Raw genomic sequence first — 16,552 nt, 5'->3', positions numbered from 1 at the left:
GCACTCCGCTGTCGCTGATCGGGGCCTTACGGCCTGCCGCCCAGGCGGATCTCGCCCACCGGGCGGCCGCCGCCGTACAGGACGCCGGCGGCGAGGTCGGCGAGCTCGGGGGCGTCGAGGCCGAGAGCGCGCAGGGCGGCGACGGTGACGGGCACGCGGGCGCGCTGACCGCCGTCCTCGATCTTGACCGCGCCGGCGCGGCCGTCCTCGAAGGCGAAGGCGTCGAAGGCCTCAGCCCCGGCCTTGACCAGCAATCCAGGGATCGCCCGCATCAGCCGGGCCTCGGGGCGGGTCGTGCCGGACGTCCACTCGGGGTGGTCGCGGAAGGCGTCGGCGACGCGCCGCTCGGGGCTGCCGGCCTCGGCCAGCACGAGAGCGCGGAAGGCCCGGGCCACACCCGTCATCGAGACGAAGAAGAGCGGGGCGCCGCAGCCGTCGACGCCGGTGGCGGCGACCTTCTCGCAGGTCAGTTCCTCCACCGCGGTACGGATCGCCCGCTGCAGCGGGTGCGCGGGGTCGAGGTAGGTCTCCAGCGGCCAGTCGTTGGCCGCGCAGGTGGCGAGCATCGCCGCGTGCTTGCCGGAGCAGTTCATGTAGATCCGCGCCTTGCCGCCGCCCGAGCGCAGCACCTCCTCGCGGGAGGCCGCGTCCCCGGGCAGGTCCTCCGGGCAGCGCAGCGCGTCCTCGTCCAGCCCGGCCCCGGCGAGGATCCTGCGGGCGCCGTCCACGTGGAACGCCTCCCCGTCGTGGCTCGCGCACGCCAGCGCGAGCAGCTCCCCCTCCAGGGCGAGGCCGCTGCGCACCATGCCGAGCGCCTGGAAGGGCTTCATCGACGAGCGCGGCGAGACCAGCGCGTCCACCGCCCCGTGCACCCGCACCGCGGAACCGTCCGCCGCGACGGCCAGCATCCGCGCCCGGTGCGTGGACTCCACGAACCCCGAACGGACCACTTCGACGACCAACGACCCTGTAGACACCTTTGTCCCCTTTCGTGCAGAGCCCGCGCAGAGTCTAGAGAGCACCCGGAGCGCGGGATGATGGGGGCATGCGTGCGGTGGTACAGCGGGTGAGTTCCGCGTCGGTGACGGTGGACGGGGCGGTCGTCGGCGCGATCGACGAGCCGGGGCTGCTCGTGCTGGTCGGGGTGACGCACACCGACACCCCGGCCGAGGCGGCGAGGCTGGCCGCCAAGCTCTGGGGACTGCGGATCCTGGACGGCGAGAAGTCCTGCTCCGACATCGGCGCGCCCCTGCTCGTGGTCAGCCAGTTCACCCTGTACGGCGACGCCCGCAAGGGACGCCGCCCCACCTGGCAGGCGGCGGCCCCCGGACCGGTCGCCGAGCCCCTGGTCGAGGCCGTCTGCGCGGAGCTGCGCGCGCTGGGAGCGCGCGTCGGGACGGGTGTCTTCGGCGCCGACATGAAGGTCGCGCTGACCAACGACGGTCCCATCACGCTGATCCTGGAGGTCTGACTCCCGGCGGATCCAGGACGCCGGGAGACGATCCGGAGACCGGGAAGCCCGGGAACGCCTCCGAAAGCGGTGGGGCCGCGTCCCGAGGAGGCGGATCAGGGCCGGAGGGGGCCGGAGGCAAGGAGGGCCGGTTCCCTGAGCGGGAAGCGGCCCTCTCGGCGTTCCGTCAGCGGGTCAGCGGATGCGGCGGCGCAGGGCCGGGTCGATCTGCACGTTGCGCCCGGCGTCCGGCGGCACGACGACCTCCTGGGCCGCCGCCACCCCGTCGGCCTCCAGCGGCGCGTCCACCGGCACGGTCCGCTTGACCAGGGCCAGGGCGATCGGGCCGAGCTCGTGGTGGCGGGCGGAGCCGCCGACGAACCCGACCTCGGCCCCGCCCTCGGTCACCGCCGCGCCGCGCCGGGGCAGCCGGTCGGCGCTCCCGTCCAGGTGCAGGAAGACCAGCCGGCGCGGCGGGTGGCCGAGGTTGTGCACCCGCGCCACGGTCTCCTGGCCCTTGTAGCACCCCTTGTTCAGGTGCAGGGCCGTACCGATCCAGCCGACCTCGTGCGGGATCGTCTTGTGGTCGGTCTCGAAGCCGAGCCGGGGGCGGTGCGCCTCGATCCGCAGCGCCTCGTGGGCCCAGAGTCCGGCGAGCCGCAGGCCGAGGTGATCAGGGAGCAGGTCGCGCGGGAGCAGCACGTCGCCTCCGGCGACGACCGCCCCGGCGGGCGGGGTGAGGCGGGCCGGGTCGGCCACGGAGACCACCGCGTAGGCGTCCGTCACGTCTACGACCTCGACCCGGAGCATGAACCGCATCTTGTCGAGGAAGGTGACCAGGCCGGCCGAGGTGCCCGGCTCCACGTGCGCCCAGACGGCCTCGCCGTCGTCGACGAGGACCAGGTGGTGCTCGACCCGGCCCTGGGCGTCCAGCAGCAGCGTCTCGGTCGCCCGGCCCGGCTGCAGGTCGTCGAGCTTCTGGGAGCTCAGGCTGTTGAGCCAGCTCAGGCGGTCGGGCCCGGAGATCCTGACGACCTCCCGGTTGCTCCGGTCGACCATCGCCTCACCGGCGAGGAAGGCGCGCTGCTCGGCGAACAGGTCACCGTAGTGTCCGGCGACGCCGTCGTCGGGGGCGTCGGCGGCGACCGCGCCGGGGGTGTCCAGCAGAGGGCTTCGCATGCCCCAAGCCTACGAGCCCGCGGCGACGCCCGGAGCCGCGGCCCGCAGGCCCCCGGCGTTGTCCGGAGCCACGGCCCGCAGGCCCCCGGCGTCGTCCGGAAACGCGGCCCGCAGGCCCCCGGCGGGCGCGTGACCGCGGCTCGCGGATCCGGGGCGGACGGGCCGCGCCCACGGCTCATGGGCCCGCGGGCGGCTCACGGCAGCGGCCCGGGAGCTCTCAGCGGCACTTGCGGCAGCGGCCGAAGACCGTCAGGTGGTGCACGTCGGTGGCGAAGCCCAGCTCTGCGTCGAGCCCGTCCACCAGGGCCCGCACCAGCTCCGGGCTGACCTCGCTGATGTCGCCGCAGCCGCGGCAGACCAGGTGCACGTGGTCGGCGTCGGCGGCCAGGTGGTAGGTGGGCGCGCCGTGCCCGAGGTGGTTGTGGGCGACCATGCCGAGCTCCTCGAGCAGTTCGAGGGTCCGGTAGACGGTCGAGATGTTCACCCCGCGGGCGGTCTCGCGCACCCGGGTGCAGATCTCCTCCGGGGTGGCGTGCTCCAGCGACTTGACCGCCTCGAGCACCAGCTGGCGTTGCGGGGTGACCCGATAACCGCGCGCCCGCAGTTCCTCATGCCACGACGTCTCGGTCATGGCGAGATTCTATGCCGTGCCCCGGCCCAGCCCTCTTGATCATCACCTGAAGCCGGCCCCGTGCCCTCTGCCCGCCGGATCCGCGGTCCCGCCCGTCCCTGCCCTCCGCCCGCCGGATCCACGGTCCCGCGCGCCTGCTCCGCGCCCTCCGCCCGTCCGGTCGTCCCGGACCTCCTCCAGCGGCGACTTCGAAGGCTTTCACCAGCGGAAACCCACTTGGCGAATATTTACTTGCCCAACCCGGAAGCGGTCGCATAGCGTACGAATCACGCAGAAGGGAGGTGGTCCAAACAATGGTTGATCATACTTGGGCTAGCGAGGTGGCTGTCCGCTAGGACGCCGCGACTCCGGACTCTGTCCGGACGTCTCGCGACGTTCGGCGAATCCACGACAATCACCGGAACCCCGGGCTGCCGGAGGGCGGGCATATCCCGTCTTTGGTCCATCCGGCCCTCACGCCTCGAGCGGAGGAGCGAGCCCGGGGTTCTCTTTTTTTTCTTCCGGCGCCCCGGGACCCGCCTGCTGTGCCCGGCCTCCGGCGCCTCAGTGCTCGCCGCGGGCCGGGACGCCGAGGGCCGCGCAGGCCTCCCGGTAGAGGCGGACGACCTCCCGGCGGACCTCGGCCCGCTCTGTCAGCGTCCTCCCCCACGGAACGCGCACCGTGACCTCGTCACCGTCCACGACCGCGGCGAACTCGATCGCCTCGGCGTCCACGTCCGACGTCGTCGCGGCCGTCGCCTCGGGCCTGCCGCCGAGGCTCCTGACGATCAGCAGCGCGTCGTCGGCGTGGTCGTCGTTCATGTGGCGCTTGATCGCCTCGACCACGTCGGGGGTGAAGGGGGTGCTCATGTCCGGCATCGTATTGGCCCTCGCCTGCTCTCAGTCCGTGTCGGGCACGAAGTCGCCCACCCGCTTGAGCTCGGCCGAGATGTGCGACTGGAGCCCCTGCCCCACGGCCGCCATGTCGTAGGCCCACATCAGGTTGCCGTTGACCAGGCCGTAGAGGCGGTGGCCGCCGGTGTACTCCTTGGCGGTGGCGGTGCGGGCCACCACGTCCGTGTGGAGCTCGATCTTGTGGAAGACCACCTCGCCGACGTAGATCTCCACGATGCCGGTCGGGTGCGACAGGCAGACCTCCAGCTGGCGGTCCGGCAGCTGGCGCCAGAAACCGGTCTCGGTGCCCAGCGGGCGGACCTTGGCGCCCGCCTCGTCCAGCAACCAGGTGCGGCTGGTGTAGGTCAGGAACGGCTTGCCGTTGTGCCCGAAGACGATCTCCTGACCGAAGTTGAAGCTCTCGATCGTCGGGTATCCCCCCACCCCGGCGCCCTCCCACCGGCCCACGAGGAAGGCGATCGGCTCAAGGTCGGGATGCAGCTCAGGAACGTCCATAGCCATAAAGGGTAGGCCCGGCCGGACCTGGCTCGCGCCGGTGGTCCGGGCCCGAATAGTCTTCGAGCATGGCACGATCATTGGTGATCAAAGTGACCGCGGGCGCGGACGCCCCGGAGCGCTGCAACCAGGCGTTCACGGTGGCCGCGGCGGCCCTGGCGAGCGGGGTGCCCGTCTCCCTCTGGCTGACGGGCGAGGCGTCGTGGTTCGCCCTCCCCGGGCGGGCCGAGGAGTTCACCCTGCCCCACGCGGCCCGGCTCGGCGACCTGCTCGACGCGGTGCTCGCCGCCGGCCGGGTGACGCTGTGCACGCAGTGCGCGGCCCGGCGGGACATCACGGTGGACGACGTGATCGAGGGGGTCCGCATCGCGGGCGCCCCCACCTTCGTCGAGGAGGCCCTCGGCGACGGCGTCCAGGCGCTCGTCTACTGACGCCCACCGGCGGGCCGGCGACCACCGCTCCGGGCCGCCGGCAAGCCCCGCCTGCCCGGCCGATCGACCGGGCAGGCCGGACCCCGGTGAGCCGGATCAGGCGGGCCGGACCGCGGTGAGCCGCTCCTGGCGGAGCCGTTCGAACCAGGTGTCGTCGGTCGGCGGGAGCTGCGCGCCGACCGCCCAGGTCAGCAGCAGGTCGGCCAGGCCGGGGTTGCGCGCCAGCGCCGGACCGTGCAGGTAGGTCCCGACGATCCTCCCGGCATAGCAGCCCTCGGTCCCGTCGCCGTTCCCGGTGCCGACCACCGTGCGGGAGAGCGGGCGCACGCCCGGTCCCAGCCTGGTGACGCCCATGTGGTTCTCGAACCCCGTCAGGGTCGGGACTCCGAGCGCCGGGTCGGCCTCGGCGACGAGCTCGCCGACCGCGCGGGCGGCGCCCCGGCCGCTGGCGATGTCGAGCAGCCCGATGCCGTCCACCGGCTGCCCCTCCTCACCGCCGAACGTGCTGCCCATGATCTGGTAGCCCGCGCAGACCGCCAGCAGGGCGGCGCCCCGGGCGACGGCCCGGTGCAGCCCGCCGTCCCGGCGCAGCCGCTCGGCCGCCAGGATCTGCGGCCGGTCCTCGCCGCCGCCGATCAGGTAGACGTCCCCCTGCTCGGGCACCGGGTCGGCCGAGCGTACGTGGACGGTCTCGACCGCGATCCCGCGGCGCCGGGCCCGCTGCTCCAGGACCAGGACGTTTCCCTGGTCCCCGTAGGTGCTGAGCAGGTCCGGGTAGATCCAGACAAGGCGCAGGACACTGTCAGACGGCACGACCGAACTCCGATCGGATCTGCTGGAAGGCGGTGTAGTTGGCGATCACGTCGACCTTGCCCTGCGGCTGGACCGCGAGCGCGTGCCCGAAGGACTCCGTCAGCTGGAACGGCACCTCGGCCACGTCGAGCCGGAGGGCGAGGTCGAGTCGGCGCTCCCCGGTCACGTAGACCGGCCTGCCGCGCAGCACCCGGTAGTCGACGTCCCACAACCAGGAGGTGTCGCGGCCGTCGGGGCCCTGCGCGTTCACCGAGAGGATCACAGGCAGCGCGGGGTCGAGCACGTCGAACGCCTCCAGCCAGCCCGCCGGGTTCTTGGCCAGCAGCAACCGGGCCTGACGCCCCTCGCGCTCCACCGTGGTGTAGCGGCCGGCCACCGAGGTGACCTCGGCCAGCCGGGGCAGCGCCCGCTGGACGGGGAGGCCGAACGCCTCCGCGGTGGCCAGCGCGACCACCGCGTTGGCCCGGTTGGCCCGGCCGGGCAGCCGGATGTCCAGCGGCCAGCGCTGCCCGCGGGGGTCGACCACCGTGTCGCCGTCGAGGAACCAGCTCGGCGCGGGCCGCCGGAAGGAGCACTCGCGGCACGCCCAGTCGTTCTCCGCCAGCCCGCCGCCCGGCCCCCCCGGGCCCGCCGGGGACCCCGGGGCCGCGGGGACGCTCCCGTCCGCCTGCCGTACTGCCACGCCGGGCGCGTGACCGCCGGGCGGGACGTAGTCCATCCCGCCCCGGTCGAGCGGGCCGCCGCACTCGGGGCAGCACCAGGAGTCCTCCTTCCACGGCTGCCCGACCGAGACCCAGGTCACCCGGGCGGCGGTGGACGCGCCCCAGGCCACCAGCGGGTCGTCCGCGTTGGCGATCACGTGGGTGTTCCTGGCCACCAGCGCGCGGCGCCACTTCTGGGCCAGCAGCCAGATCTCGGCCGCCCGGTCCATCTGGTCGCGGCTGAGGTTCATCAGGACGACCACGCCCGCGCCGGTGGTCTCGATCACCTCGGGAAGGTACTTCTCGTCGACCTCCAGCACGCCGTACGGCGCGTCCTTCGCCGACGAGAGCGCGGACACGTGCCCGGCGGGCATGTTGGCGCCGAAGGCGTTGGTGGCGACGTCGCCGAGCTCCTGCAGGGCGGAGGTGATCAGCCGCGTCGTGGTGGTCTTGCCGTTGGTCGCGCTCACCAGCGCGAGCCTGCGGTCGCGGGCGAGCTTGCGCAGCAGGTCCGGCTCCAGGGCCAGGCCGACCCGGCCGCCGATCACCGATCCGTCGCCGCGTCCGGTCGCCCGGGACAGCGTCGCGGCCGTCCGGCCGAGAGCACTCGCGAGCTGCGCCCGCAGCGGAAGCTGAGTCATGCCGCCGATCCTAGCCGGGGATGGGCGGGGCGGCCGCCTGCGGGAACGCCGCGGAATCCGCGCCCGTCACTCGGTGAAGGCGAGCTCCACCGAGTCGGAGGACTCGGCGTCGAACGGGAGCACGAACCGGTTCGGCCAGGACAGCACGGTCTCCAGCCAGCCCGCCCCCATCGTCTGCGCGACGTGCCGCAGCCGCTCGGCCGGGTCGATCCCGATCGTGACGGTCAGCACGTCCCGCTCCACGCCCTCGTGCTCGTCGTCGCCCAGCAGGACCCGCCAGGCGAGCGCCCGGTTCCGGTCCGCCTCCATGGAGAGGGGGTGGTGCCGGAGCGCCCGCGCGCGGTGGCCGAGCAGCTCCTCGCCTCCCGCGGGGCGGTCGAACAGGGGGTACTCCATGGCCGGCGCGGGACCGCGCGGGTTGGGGGCGGCCTGTCCGTAGGGGAAGAGGCGCTCCACCTCGTGCAGCCAGCGGACCTGCGGGATCACCCAGGTGGGCCCGGGCCGCTCGCCGGGTTTGCGGTCGGCTCCCAGCAGCCGGGCGGCGGTCTCGGCGACCTGCTCGGTGAGCAGGGCCGGGTCGGCGACCGTGCGCAGCGCCCACGCCCGGCGGGCGACGGCGCGCTCCACGGCCGTGGCCAGCAGGCACTCGCGCCGGCGCGCGGGCAGCTCCGCCCAGAGCTCGGCCAGCGCCCGGGGCACGCCCGGAACGGGCCGGTTGACGCAGAAGGCCAGCACCAGCGTGTCGGCCCAGATCCGCAGCCAGGCCCATTCGGGGGCCTCGGCGAGCAGGTCGGCCTCGCGGATCTCGACCAGCGTGCACGCCCGGCCGCTCCTGCACTCCTGCCCGCAGGCCACCGAGCGGCGCCCGCAGATCGGCGGGGTCTGCCCGGGCGCCGGGTGCTCGCGGTCCTCGCCCAGCGGCACCCGGATGCGGAGCGGGCGGTCCATCCCGTCGGCGAAGACCGCCGCCGTACCGGGCTGGAGCGAGACGACCTGCCGGGACTGCTCCTCGCTCAGGTTCATCGCGGCGCCGACCAGCCGGCGGTCGTCCTCGGCGGGGAGCCGGTGGACGACCTTCAGCGCGGTGTTCTTCACCACGTCGGGGACCAGCTTGGTGGGGATCTGCTCGGCGACCACGATGCCCTCGCCGTACGCGCGGATCTCGGCGAGCATGCCGGCCAGCAGTTCGACCGCGTGCGTGCTGGCCCGGCCCGCGCCCCGGTCGCGGAGCAGCCGGTGCGCCTCCTCGATCACGATCACGTGCTGCAGCCCGGAGGTCTTCGACGACCTGGCCCGCATCCGCAGGTGCTCCACGATCCGGATGATCAGCGTGCCCATCAGGAACGCCTTGTCCTCGTCGTTGGCCACGTCCTCGATGGCGAGCACGACGTTGCGCCGGAGCAGGTCGCCGATGTCGGCGGGGTGGCCGCCCTCGAAGAAGCGCCCGGCCGAGCCGACCCGGAGCGAGCGCAGCCGCAGCGCGATGAAGCCCTCGACGTCGGCCTGGACCTCCCGGCCGTAGCCGATCTCCTTGATCACGTCCATCGCGTGCCGCTGCAGCTGCTCCAGGGTCGGCACGGCGGGCTGCACGGCCGCCCCCGGGGCCGCCGCGCCGGTGACCACGTCCCAGCCGTTGGCCTCGTAGACCCGCTGCAGCGCCAGCGACATGATCTGCGGGAACGGCTCCTCGGCGTCGAAGGCGGCCATGAACAGCGCCCGGACCATGTCGATGTGGGCCTGGACCGGGTAGCCGGGCTCCGGCGCGAGCGGGTTCACGCTGAACGGCACGGTGTCGGGGTCCGAGGGGTTGATCACGGTCACCGGGGCGAGGTGCTCGATCCGGCCGCCCATCGCGGCGTACTCGGACTTGGCCGGTTCGATCGCCAGCCAGGGGATGCCCGCGCCGGTGAGCTCCTCCAGCAGGTGGCGGACCGTCTGGGACTTGCCGGAGCCGGTGGCCCCGGTGACGAACGCGTGCCGGTTCAGGGTGGCGAGCGGCACCCGGAACGTGCCCACCGCGCGGTCCTGGCCGTCCACGATCGTGCCGAGGTCGACCGAGGGCTCCCCGGCGGGCGTGTCGGCCTCGCTGGTCACGTCGAAGAAGCCCGCCTCCACCACCCGGACGCCGGGCACCTCCCGGCGGGGCAGCCCGGCCAGCGCGGCGAGCGTCCCGGCGGTGGCGGCGAAGGGCGCGGCGGCGCCGTCGGCGGGGTCCTGCACGGTCGCCGTGAGCGCGTCCGTGAAGCCGCAGGGCGGGGCGGACAGCGCGCTGCGCAGGCGGTAGGGGTGGTGGCCCAGCTCCGCGGAGCCGACCAGCACCGGGGCGATCTGCCGCAGTTCCTCCGGCCCGGCCGCTCCGGCCAGCACCCGCACGTTCCAGAGCCCGGCCTCGCGGAAGGTGTCGAGCTCCTGCATGCGCCGCTCGGCCCGCTCGGCGTCGTAGCGCGAGCGCTCGGAGGCGTCGCCGTACTGCCGCAGCACGTTGAGCTGGGTCCGCAGGTGCGCCACCTCGGCGTCCAGCAGGTCGGTGGGCTCGGCCACCACCAGCCAGGCGAACGGCCGGGACATGAGCGTGACCAGCGTGGACTCGAACAGGGTGGGCCGCTTGACCTCGTCGGCGTCCGCCTCGCGGCGGCCGCCCAGCGGCGGCGCCTGCCGTCCCGGGCAGGTCGTCCAGACGAGGTCGGTCAGGTCGCGCAGCCACTCGTCGCCGATCCGCACGCCGCGGGCGCCGCCGGGGAACAGCAGCGGCTCGGCCTCGGCCGTCCGCCGGTGCTCGGCGGTGACGGCCCGGCGGGGGGCGCGCGGCGGGGTCAGCGGCCCGGCGTTGGTGAGCAGCTCCAGGGGGGCGCCCGCGCCCCGGGAGAGCCAGCCGATCACGAAGGGCCGCCCGCGCTGGGCCGCGGAGAGCGCGGCGGGCAGGACGGTGACGAAGTCCCACTCGGCCGACGAACTGCGCGAAGGCGCCGCGATCGCCTGGATCCGGTACCACGGACCGGCCAGGGTGTGCGGAAGACGGGATACGCTCTGCTGCTGCATGTGGTCTCCACCCGGGGCCCCCGGCTCCGGGCCGGGGGGTCGACGCTTCACCGATCGCTCCGCCGTGCTGGGCGAGGCCTCGCGACAGCACTACGGTCGAACCTCACTCTGACCGGCACCCCGGCATTGACCACTCCATTACCCTGTCCGCACCCTTCGTTGACGCGCCCGCGCGTTTCACTGCCGCCGGCGCCAGTCGAGGCGGGGCGGCGGCGGGCCGAGGTTGGGCGGGGCGTCCTCGAAGGGGTTCGGCTCGCGGTCCGGCTCGCGCGGCCGGTCGTCCCGCGCCGCGAAGGGCTCCAGCAGCCTCTCCCGGATCTCCTCGAACTCCCCCAGCGTCGTCTTGGGGAAGGTGAGGATCGCGGGGTTGGCGTCGGCCAGCCGTACCCGGCGGCCCTGCGCGGTGGCGTCGGTGACGATCACTGACGTGGTGGGGAGCTGCTGGAGCTGGTGGGGCTCGACGAGGAACTCCCGGGAGCGGTGCAGCACCCGCTCGGTGTCGCCCAGCGCCTTGGTCGCCCGCCGCCCCCACTCGGTGGACTCGGTGATGTCCTCCTTCAGGTCCGCGTGGCCGGCGGCGTGCGCGTCCTCCTCCTCGTCGGTCTGGCCGACCGTGGAGGTGTAGCCGCCGTCGAGCCCCGCGCCCGCGGCGCTGATGGTCTCGGTGAGCTGGGCGAGCTCCAGCCGGTGCTCGGTGCCGACGTGCTCGCTGGCCACCCGGGCGTCCTCGGCGTTGCCCAGCCGCATGAACGCCACGGCCGCGTGCCCCCGGCCCAGCCGCTCCCGCACGGTCGGCGTCAGCGACCGGTAGGTCAGCACCAGCCCCGTCCTGGAGGTCTCGCAGGCGTCCATCAGCCGGTCGAGCACGTCGCCGCGGAGCTTGTCCGCCCCCGCGACGATGATCGTGTGGTACCAGGGCCGCTCCGATCCGGGCGACTGGCGCAGGATGTGGGTGAGCGCGGTGGCCACGTAGGTGCCGAGGACCCGGTTGCCGAACACCCCGGCCTGCCGGTCCATGGAGACCACCCGCAGACGCGCGGGCGGGAGCCGTACGGCCTCCGAGCCGAGCGTCTCCAGCTTGCGCAGCTGCGACTCCAGCGCCCAGGCCCGCTCGATCACCACCCGGTCGCTGACCCCGCGGCCGAACAGCGTGCCGATCCGCTCCAGCTGGGTGGCGGTGATCAGGCCCAGGCGCAGGTCCTCGCGGGGGTCGCCAACCTGGGCCAGCGCCCGGAGCGCGGCGGTCACCTGGTTGATCGTGGCCTTGGCGCCGAGGACCTCCAGGACCCGCTCCAGGATCGCGTTGTCGAAGGACAGGTCCCGGGTGGTGCGGTGCTCCTCGCTGACGCTCACCACGTGGGCGAGGACGTCGGCGAAGGCCTCGGGCGCGAGCGTCGCCCCCAGGTCCAGCCGGGGCAGGTCCACCGGGAGCACCCAGACCAGCGGGTCGTCGCCGCCCCGGCGGGCCAGCTCGATCAGGTCCTTGGCGATCGCGCCCTCGGACAGGTCGAGCACGGTCAGGTGGCCGCCGCTGTAGAGGCGGGTCGCGCCGAGCAGGGTGATCAGCGCCGACCAGCCGGGCAGCGTGCCGCCGGCCACGTCGATGCGGTCGATCTCGTCGGGGACGGTCACCGCGTACCAGGTGAGCTGGCGGTCGTAGCGCTCCTTCTTCTCCGCCCACTCGCGGTAGCGGGCGGCGTGCTCCTCCTGGGCGAGGTAGAGCTCCCGGTCGCGCTCCTGCCGCCGCCGGTCCACGGCGGTCCTGCGCTCCTCGATCCGGTAGCGGACCGCCCGGTCGCCCTGGTAGACCGCGTAGGTGCAGAACCCGGCGACGCCCAGGGAGGCCGCCAGCCCGACCGCGGCGAACGACCAGTCCAGCAGCCCGGTGGCGGAGATGGCGACGACGAGGAGGCCGAGCGCGACCATGAACCCACGGACGATCTTCACCGGCCGGTTGAGCAGGTCCTCGTTGAGCCGCTCGCGGCGCATCCATTCGGGGTCGATCTCGAAGGCGGGATCCTCGGCGGGGGACGGGCGCCTGGGGGCCGGACCGGGGTCCGGGTGGAGCAGGGCGTACTGCCAGCCCAGGTAGATCCGGTCCGCCTGGAGCTGCGCATGCTCAGGATGCACGTCCGCCACGGAACCTCCGCCGTCGGGCTCTCGTCCGCCTCCGTGACAGCGTATGAGCTGGACCCGCCGCAGGGGCGGCGTTCAGGTCAATCCGCTGTATTTTCCGCTCGTTCATCGTGACATGTGGGATGAATGAGTCGGACGGTACTGAGATCAGCGATTACCATCCATTGTCATGACGTCTCCCCCCGGCGGCGGTACCCGACGGCGACGCCCCATCGCAGTGCCCGTCACCGCCCTGGTCCTCTCCGCCGGCCTGGGGGTCACCGCCGCCCTCGGCGGCTTCGCCGACGCTCCCAAAGAACCTCCCAAGCAGCTCGGCCCCGGCGCCGTCGTGGATCAGAAACAGTTTCTCACCAAGTTCGTGACGTCGCGGACCGTTTACCAGCCGGACGAGTACGGCCCCGGCGGCAGGCGGTTCCTGGAGGTCGAACTCGAGGTCACGAACAAGGGCGACGAGACCACCGGCACGGGGGCGCCGGGCAAGGACGGCTATTTCTTCGCCAAGGGCCTGCTCGCGATGAGCCCGGCGATCACGCCCGAGGGCGGCCCCATCGTGAACATCGCCGACGAGGGGGTGCCGAGCCGGCAGCTGCACCCTGGCGTGGCCTCCACCGTCGTGCTCCGCTACGAGCTGCCCGAGGGGCAGGAGCCTCCGGAGAAGGTGCGCTTCGACGTGGGGACGTTCGAGTTCCTGGAGCAGTTCACGATCGTCACGGGCAGCTGGATCCTGGAACAGGACGGGGCGGCGGACGACTCCCCGCCGAAGGTCGTGGCACAGGTCACCCTGCCCGTCGAGCGCGGGGAGGAGGGCTGATGAGCTCCGCGCCTCCCACGAGCCAGACGGGCCCTAACCCGGTGGGCCCGAACCCGGTGGGTCCGGCCGACGCGCCCGGCCCGGCCGACGGCCGTCGCCGCCGGCCCCGGCGGCCGGGCCGGATGCGCCGCGCGGGCGCCCTGCTCGCCGGTCTGGCCCTGGCAGCCGCCGCGGTGGCCCTGCAGTCCACCGCCCTGGGCCGCGAGGAGAGCAGTGCCGCGCTGACCTGGACCGGCGGCCTCGGCGAGGAGGTCGTCGCCTCGCGCTTCTCCGCCCGGGTGAAGGGGGTGTACGGCGCGCGCTCGGTGCAGACCACGGACGCCGCCGAGAAGGTGGAGAAGGCCACCACCTCGGGGATCTTCGTCGTCGTAACGCTGGAGGCGACCGCCCACCGGGAGCCGCAGCAGTTCGCGGCCCCGGTGCTGCTGACCGACGACGACAAGCGCTACCAGGCCACCGACAAGGTCGACTCCTCGCTGACCATCGTCAACCCCTACATCCAGCCGGGCTGGTGGACGGAGGGCGTGGCGGTCTTCGAGGTCCCGGTGAACGCGCTGACCGGCGCCCGGTTCGTGCTCCCGCTGAAGAACGGGTTCATCGGGGAGACCTACCAGCCGGAGGTGGAGGTCGACCTGGGCCTGGACGAGGCGGGCACGCAACGCCTGATCGCCGATGCGAAGGACGTCTACCCCTTGACGAGTAAGCAGTGACCGGCACCCCGGCCCCGGAGAACGCGGGCCTCCCGGACTGGTCCGCTCCCGGGCGGGAGGAACCGCCCGCCGAGGCCCCCCGGCGGTCTCACGGCCGCCCCTACGGCGGGTCCCACGGTGCGCCCTACGAGGGCGAGCCCTACCGCGGCGCCCCCTGGCCCGCCTCCGGCGCCTGGCCGGCCCCGCCGGAGACCCACCCCGGGCACCCGGATCCCGCCTTCGGACATCCGGCCCCGCCGGAGACCCACCCCGGGCACCCGACCGCCCCGGATCCCGCCTTCGGACGCTCGGCCCCGCCGGAGACCCATCCCGGGCACCCGGATCCCGCCTTCGGACATCCGGCCGTCCAAGCCCCGCCCGTGACCCCGGCGGCGCCCGTCGGCCCGGCACTGCAGTCGGCCGCCTCGGAACCGCCGCCCGCGGGTCTGCCCTGGATGGCCGCCCCCCGGCAGGTCTTCCCCGACGAGCAGGTCTGGCCGCCCGTGCCCCGGCCCGTGCGCGAGTCACCGGGGTCGTCGACCCAGCCCTTCCCCGCGGTCCCGACGCCACCGCTCCCGCGGCCCGCCTCCGCTCCCGCGCGGGGTGTCCCCGCTCCCGTGACCGCCGCGTCCCCGGTGGCGGCCCCCAACCCGGCCCCCGCGGTCCCTCCGCCCGCCTCCCCGCCGGACGCCTCGAGAACGTCCGGGGAAACCCCCCCGACGGCCGGGGCCGCCGCCCCCGCACCGCGGCGCCGTACGGCGCCGCGGATCGGCGGGCTGCTCGTCGCGGTCGCCCTGGCCGTCGGGATCCCCACCTGGGACGGCTACCACTACTACCGGACCAGGCTTTATCCGGCCCTGCACTTCCACAGCGTGGAACCGGGCGGCAGCAAGACGCTCATGCACGTGGCCTGGCGGGCCCAGGTCGAGTCGGCGGACAGCCTGCCGGGAGGGGGGAAGGCCAAGCCCGGCCGGAAATGGCTCAAGATCACGGTGTTCAGGACCTCCCTGGACACCGAGGGGGTGATCCGGCGCGGTGATCCCACGATCAAGGCCGTGCATCCCGACGGCCGCAGCTGGCAGGTCCTGGTCTCCGACAAAGACCTCCCGCTGGAGGTCAAGGAGCACAAGATCGGCACCGCCTACCGCTACAACGCGGTCAGCGTGGTGCCGCAGGAGGTCGCCGACGAGGTCGAGCTCCACGTCCTTCCCCACCCCGCGCGCCTCCCACTGGAGGAGCAGCCCGTGGAGGATCTCTTCAAACCCGACGAGACGGAGACCGAACCCCAGGACCAGGTCCTGGTGTTCAGGCGGTGAGCGCCTGCCCGGCCTCTCTGCTGCGGGTGGCCGCGACGTCGAACGCGGCCGCCAGCAGGCAGACCGTCAGCACACCGGCGATCAGATCCACGACGAACTCTACCGGGCTGCTGAACAGCAGCCAGAAGAAGGGGAAGTCATTGCCGATCAACGCCCGCACGCCGCGGCCCGCGTAGTCGGCGCCCACCTGGAGGGCGACGTAGCACAGGCAGAACACGCCGAACAGCGGAGCGCCCCCGCGGGCGGCGAGCCTGAAGGCGTTGACCGGCGGGACCCAGCGGTCACGGAACCCGGTCGTCGCACCGCTCATGGTCGTGCGGGTCAGGGCGTGCGTCCGCTCCACCCGGTCGGCGACCGTCTCCAGCCGGGTCCCCCGGACGACCGCGCGCGTGTCCTCGGCGAAGGCGCCGTAGACGAGCGCCGCCACGGCCAGCCAGGCGAGCGGCTCGATCAGCGCGTCCACGAGGAGCGGCCAGAGATCGCCGGCGCCCTCCCAGAACCCCTTCCACCATGGCAGGGTCTTCTCCAGGTCCTCGAACCAGCCCTTTACCGCGGCCACGGCGGCCCGCTCGTCCAACCAGTCCGCCCGTGACGCGGCGAGGGCGAACAGCGCGTTGAGGCCGTAGAAGGCGAGGCCCAGCTCGAAGAAGGCCGTGAGCATGCCGCCGCCCCGCACCCTGCCGTTCATGTGCAGCCAGGCGAACAGCGTCTTGAGGATGTAGGCCGCCACCGCGATCCCGACGGAGATCCGCAGGTCCAGCCCGAGGAGGATGGTGCCCGCCTCGCCCTCGCCTCCGGCGGCCACCCGCCCGAAATCTTCGCTGATCTGCTTCATGCTGTCCAGGGAGATGAACTCCTGGGCGTCCTCCCGGTGGAAGCTCCACGCCAGGTAGATCGTGGCGAAGAGCAGCGTGGTCCGGTTGAGCGCGCCGAACAGGCTCTCGTCCGCGCCCTCGTCCTCCGCCCTGCGCACCCGGATCTCGCGGAGCGCGCCGCGTACCGAGTGCAGCATGCCGACCATGACGACGAGCTCGTTCAGTACGATCAACGTGAAGATCAGCGTCGTGACGACGAGCCGCACCTGCCGGTAGTCGCCGTGCGCCAGCTCGGTGCCCGCCCACATCAGCGCCGCGCGGACCGCCCGCCCGGCGGAGAACCAGAGCACCAGCGAGAGCGCGCAGGCGCCGAAGACCCTGAAGGTGTGCAGGGGCAGCGAGTACGCCGTGAGCCGGGCGGGCGCCCGTCTAGCGGCCTGCGGCGGTGAGGCCGGCGGGGCGGACGGGGACGATGAGGACGCAGCAGACGTTCCGGGCACCCGACGAATCG

15 protein-coding genes are annotated in these 16,552 nt (G+C 73.7%); 5 read left to right on the top strand and 10 right to left on the bottom strand.

Annotated elements, in window-relative coordinates:
• Positions 1-26: 26 nt before the first annotated feature.
• Entirely contained in the window at positions 27-977 is a 951-nt protein-coding gene (locus IEZ07_RS05915) for an asparaginase (protein WP_191893856.1), read from the bottom strand.
• 68 nt (positions 978-1,045) lie between these two features.
• Here IEZ07_RS05915 and dtd point away from each other — a divergent pair, with 68 nt between their 5' ends.
• Positions 1,046-1,471: a D-aminoacyl-tRNA deacylase gene (gene dtd, locus IEZ07_RS05910; protein WP_191893855.1), complete on the top strand. Its 426-nt coding sequence runs from the start codon at positions 1,046-1,048 to the stop codon at positions 1,469-1,471.
• Positions 1,472-1,645: 174 nt separating this feature from the next.
• On the opposite strand, the gene ygfZ is transcribed toward dtd, so the two are convergent.
• From ygfZ to IEZ07_RS05890, 4 genes are all read right to left on the bottom strand, one after another.
• A complete protein-coding gene (gene ygfZ, locus IEZ07_RS05905; RefSeq protein WP_191893854.1) occupies positions 1,646-2,629 on the bottom strand; it encodes a CAF17-like 4Fe-4S cluster assembly/insertion protein YgfZ in 984 nt (327 codons plus the stop codon).
• A gap of 217 nt (positions 2,630-2,846) precedes the next feature.
• On the bottom strand, positions 2,847-3,260 hold the full coding sequence (locus IEZ07_RS05900) for a Fur family transcriptional regulator (RefSeq protein ID WP_068896427.1): 414 nt from the start codon (positions 3,258-3,260) through the stop codon (positions 2,847-2,849).
• Positions 3,261-3,803: 543 nt separating this feature from the next.
• Positions 3,804-4,109 (bottom strand): DUF2470 domain-containing protein, encoded by a 306-nt coding sequence (locus IEZ07_RS05895; RefSeq protein WP_084008224.1) that lies wholly within the window; start codon positions 4,107-4,109, stop codon positions 3,804-3,806.
• Positions 4,110-4,139: 30 nt separating this feature from the next.
• Complete coding sequence (locus IEZ07_RS05890) at positions 4,140-4,649, bottom strand: heme-binding beta-barrel domain-containing protein (protein WP_191893853.1); 510 nt, start codon at positions 4,647-4,649, stop codon at positions 4,140-4,142.
• Positions 4,650-4,717: 68 nt separating this feature from the next.
• On the opposite strand from IEZ07_RS05890, the gene IEZ07_RS05885 reads away from it, so the two are divergent.
• Entirely contained in the window at positions 4,718-5,080 is a 363-nt protein-coding gene (locus tag IEZ07_RS05885) for a DsrE family protein (protein WP_191893852.1), read from the top strand.
• Between the two features lie 96 nt (positions 5,081-5,176).
• On the opposite strand, the gene IEZ07_RS05880 is transcribed toward IEZ07_RS05885, so the two are convergent.
• The 4 genes from IEZ07_RS05880 to IEZ07_RS05865 all read right to left on the bottom strand — a co-directional run bounded on the left by IEZ07_RS05880 (position 5,177) and on the right by IEZ07_RS05865 (position 12,404).
• Positions 5,177-5,893, bottom strand: a complete 717-nt coding sequence (locus IEZ07_RS05880; protein WP_068896419.1) for a type 1 glutamine amidotransferase — start codon at positions 5,891-5,893, stop codon at positions 5,177-5,179.
• Positions 5,883-7,235 (bottom strand): MurT ligase domain-containing protein, encoded by a 1,353-nt coding sequence (locus IEZ07_RS05875; protein WP_191893851.1) that lies wholly within the window; start codon positions 7,233-7,235, stop codon positions 5,883-5,885. Before IEZ07_RS05875 ends, IEZ07_RS05880 begins: the two co-directional genes overlap by 11 nt.
• A gap of 66 nt (positions 7,236-7,301) precedes the next feature.
• Positions 7,302-10,274, bottom strand: coding sequence for an ATP-binding protein (locus tag IEZ07_RS05870; protein ID WP_191893850.1), 2,973 nt, complete (start codon positions 10,272-10,274; stop codon positions 7,302-7,304).
• Positions 10,275-10,451: 177 nt separating this feature from the next.
• On the bottom strand, positions 10,452-12,404 hold the full coding sequence (locus IEZ07_RS05865) for a hypothetical protein (protein WP_239319619.1): 1,953 nt from the start codon (positions 12,402-12,404) through the stop codon (positions 10,452-10,454).
• Between the two features lie 175 nt (positions 12,405-12,579).
• Between IEZ07_RS05865 and IEZ07_RS05860 the strand changes: the two genes are divergently transcribed.
• The 3 genes from IEZ07_RS05860 to IEZ07_RS05850 are packed head-to-tail and all read left to right on the top strand — an operon-like array spanning position 12,580 to position 15,226.
• On the top strand, positions 12,580-13,221 hold the full coding sequence (locus IEZ07_RS05860) for a hypothetical protein (protein ID WP_191893848.1): 642 nt from the start codon (positions 12,580-12,582) through the stop codon (positions 13,219-13,221).
• On the top strand, positions 13,221-13,931 hold the full coding sequence (locus IEZ07_RS05855; RefSeq protein WP_191893847.1) for a hypothetical protein: 711 nt from the start codon (positions 13,221-13,223) through the stop codon (positions 13,929-13,931). Before IEZ07_RS05860 ends, IEZ07_RS05855 begins: the two co-directional genes overlap by 1 nt.
• Positions 13,928-15,226, top strand: coding sequence for a hypothetical protein (locus IEZ07_RS05850; protein WP_191893846.1), 1,299 nt, complete (start codon positions 13,928-13,930; stop codon positions 15,224-15,226). Before IEZ07_RS05855 ends, IEZ07_RS05850 begins: the two co-directional genes overlap by 4 nt.
• Here the strand turns inward: IEZ07_RS05850 and IEZ07_RS05845 are convergent.
• Complete coding sequence (locus IEZ07_RS05845) at positions 15,216-16,541, bottom strand: hypothetical protein (protein WP_191893845.1); 1,326 nt, start codon at positions 16,539-16,541, stop codon at positions 15,216-15,218. The genes IEZ07_RS05850 and IEZ07_RS05845 overlap by 11 nt on opposite strands.
• Between the last annotated feature and the right edge of the window lie 11 nt (positions 16,542-16,552).

Origin of the sequence: Planomonospora parontospora (assembly GCA_014647935.1) — a bacterium.
GTDB classification, from domain to species: Bacteria; Actinomycetota; Actinomycetes; order Streptosporangiales; family Streptosporangiaceae; genus Planomonospora; species Planomonospora parontospora.
Note: the sequence above shows the minus strand (reverse complement) of the source record. Positions and strands in the feature narration are given on the sequence as shown.